The sequence below is a fragment of the Arthrobacter sp. HMWF013 genome (assembly GCF_003061105.1).
Taxonomy (GTDB): Bacteria; Actinomycetota; Actinomycetes; order Actinomycetales; family Micrococcaceae; genus Arthrobacter.
Genome location: NZ_QAIQ01000367.1, coordinates 1 through 2,213, shown reverse-complemented (window position 1 = coordinate 2,213; position 2,213 = coordinate 1). Strand labels below are relative to the sequence as shown.

General features: G+C 63.8%; 1 protein-coding gene and 1 pseudogene. One reads left to right on the top strand and one right to left on the bottom strand.

The window, feature by feature from the left end; translation table 11 throughout:
* Positions 1-458: 458 nt before the first annotated feature.
* A complete protein-coding gene (locus DBR22_RS13635) occupies positions 459-1,778 on the bottom strand; it encodes an MFS transporter (protein ID WP_108599461.1) in 1,320 nt (439 codons plus the stop codon).
* Positions 1,779-2,005: 227 nt separating this feature from the next.
* On the opposite strand from DBR22_RS13635, the pseudogene DBR22_RS13630 reads away from it, so the two are divergent.
* Positions 2,006-2,213 (top strand): annotated as a pseudogene (locus DBR22_RS13630) (IclR family transcriptional regulator); the annotation flags it as partial.

Genomic DNA, 2,213 nt, shown 5'->3' with positions numbered 1-2,213 from the left:
CCGCCGGATCAGCACCGGAATCAGCTCCACCACGGGCGTCGGTGACCACGGCAGCAAGCACAGCAAAGCCGGCATTGATAGCCGCAAATGCCTCCGCCACCACCGCGCGTGTTCCCATGAATTCATCATCACAGGTGGGTCTGACAATAACGCCTGGGCGCCTGCCTGCTGCGGGGTCGGTTGCCCTGGCCACCACGTGGGCGTCTCAGCCCTCAGAAGAAACGACAAGGAGACACGGACTGAACGGCCAACTGGGCAAGCGGAAGGGGGAAGCGGGAGGGGCGAGTGCGGCGAGAGGCACGTGCTGAACACCCGTCGTCGTACGTACGTTCCTGCCCGTTTGCTCCGGCCGCTTTCCCGCAGCCGGAACATGGGAAAGCCCGCCATTCCGTGGAAGAATGGCGGGCTTTCCTGGAGTAACCGGGCAGGAGCGCCCGGTCAGTCGGTCCGGACGGGGATTACTTCAGGCCGAGCTGCTTCGTGGGGACCTTGAAGGTTTCCTTCGCAGTGAGGGCTGAGATGGCTGCGATGCTGCAGATAACAGCGGTGAAGATGCTGATCTGGACCCAGCCTCCGGGCCGGATGCCGCCCATGGCAGCCACGATGGCCGGGGCGAATCCTGCCATCAGGAAGCCCAGCTGCGTGCCGATCGCCAGGCCGGAGAAGCGGACCTTGGTGCTGAACATCTCGGCGTAGAAGGACGGCCAGACGGCGTTCGAGGCTGCATAGCCGCAGGAGAAGAAGCCGATGGCTGCAAGGAACATCAGCGGAACGCTGCCTGACTCCAGGCTCAGCAGGAACACCGGCGTGAGGACCGCACTGGCAACGGCGCCGTAGATGAAGACCGGCTTACGGCCAATCTTGTCAGCCAGCATGCCGAACAGCGGCTGGGTGCCCAGGGCCACCAGGTTGGCGCCGACGACGAGCCACAGCGTGGTGGTGCCGTCAACACCGGCGACGGTCTTGGCGTAGGTGATGGCAAGTGTGCCGAACACGGTGGAAACTGCGGCGATGAAGGCGCAGGCAATAACGCGGAGGACGTCGCGCCAGTGGCCCTTGAGCAGGTCGGCGACGGGGAGCTTGGAGATCTGGGCGTTCTTCTGCGCTTCCTCGAAAGCCGGCGGTTCGTGCAGGGTGCGGCGGATGAAGAACGCAACCAGCACCACCACGGCGCTGAGCCAGAACGGGATGCGCCAGCCGATGCCGAACTTGATCTCGTCCGGGAGGGCCAGGACGGGGATGAAGACGAGGGCGGCGAGGATCTGGCCGCCCTGGGTGCCGGTGAGGGTCCAGGAGGTGAAGAAGGAGCGGCGGTTGTCCGGTGCGTGTTCCAGGGTCATGGATGAGGCGCCGGCCTGCTCACCTGCGGCGGAGAGGCCCTGGCAAAGCCGTGCAAGTACCAGCAGAGCCGGAGCCCACCAGCCCACGGTGTTGAAGTCGGGGAGGCAGCCGATCAGGAACGTCGAGGCGCCCATCAGCAGCAGGGTGAACATCAGGACCTTCCGGCGGCCCACCCGGTCACCGAAGTGGCCCAGGATGACGGCGCCCACGGGACGTGCCACGTAGGCAAAGCCGAAGGTTGCGAAGGACATGATGGCCGCGTTGGCGCCGGCGTCCGGGAAGAACACCGTGGGGAAGATCAGGGCAGCGGCGGAGCCGAAGATGAAGAAGTCGTAGTATTCGACCGCGCTGCCCAGGAAGCTGGCAACGGCTGCTTTCTTAGGCGTCCCGGCGTGGGCAACAGTGCCCTGCCCGGCGGACGGAAGTGTCTGGCTCATGGAGTTCCTTTGTGTGACGACAGTGTCGCGGATGGATCGGGGGGTTCGCAGCCGCAGCGTGGTGGTGCCGGGTGCGGTGCGGCTGGAGTCCGTCAATGAATCTGGACTTGTAGCCACATGGTGGGAGCTACTTGTGCGATACAGCAATCATGACTGTGAGTGGAGTCACTTGTCAAGAAAATAATCACTATCTAGAAATTGCTTCCACGATGTGGCAACATCGAGTTATGAGTGTGAACCAAACCACAGCGGCCGATGACGTCTCCGCTGCCATAGATGAAGCTTCCGCCCAGGCCGGGGCAGTGATCAAGAGCGCCGAGGCAAATGCCGGGGTGAAAGCTCCGAAGGCAGACCGTACTGACATGGTGGGTAAGGCACTTGGGCTCCTGGTCCTCCTGGGCGATGAACCCAAGGGTGCCAGTGCGGCCGAGATCT

What these genes read in the sequence shown, in the direction of transcription:
- DBR22_RS13635 (WP_108599461.1), bottom strand. Translation starts at nt 1,778, where the DNA reads ATGAGCCAGACACTTCCGTCCGCCGGGCAGGGCACTGTTGCCCACGCC.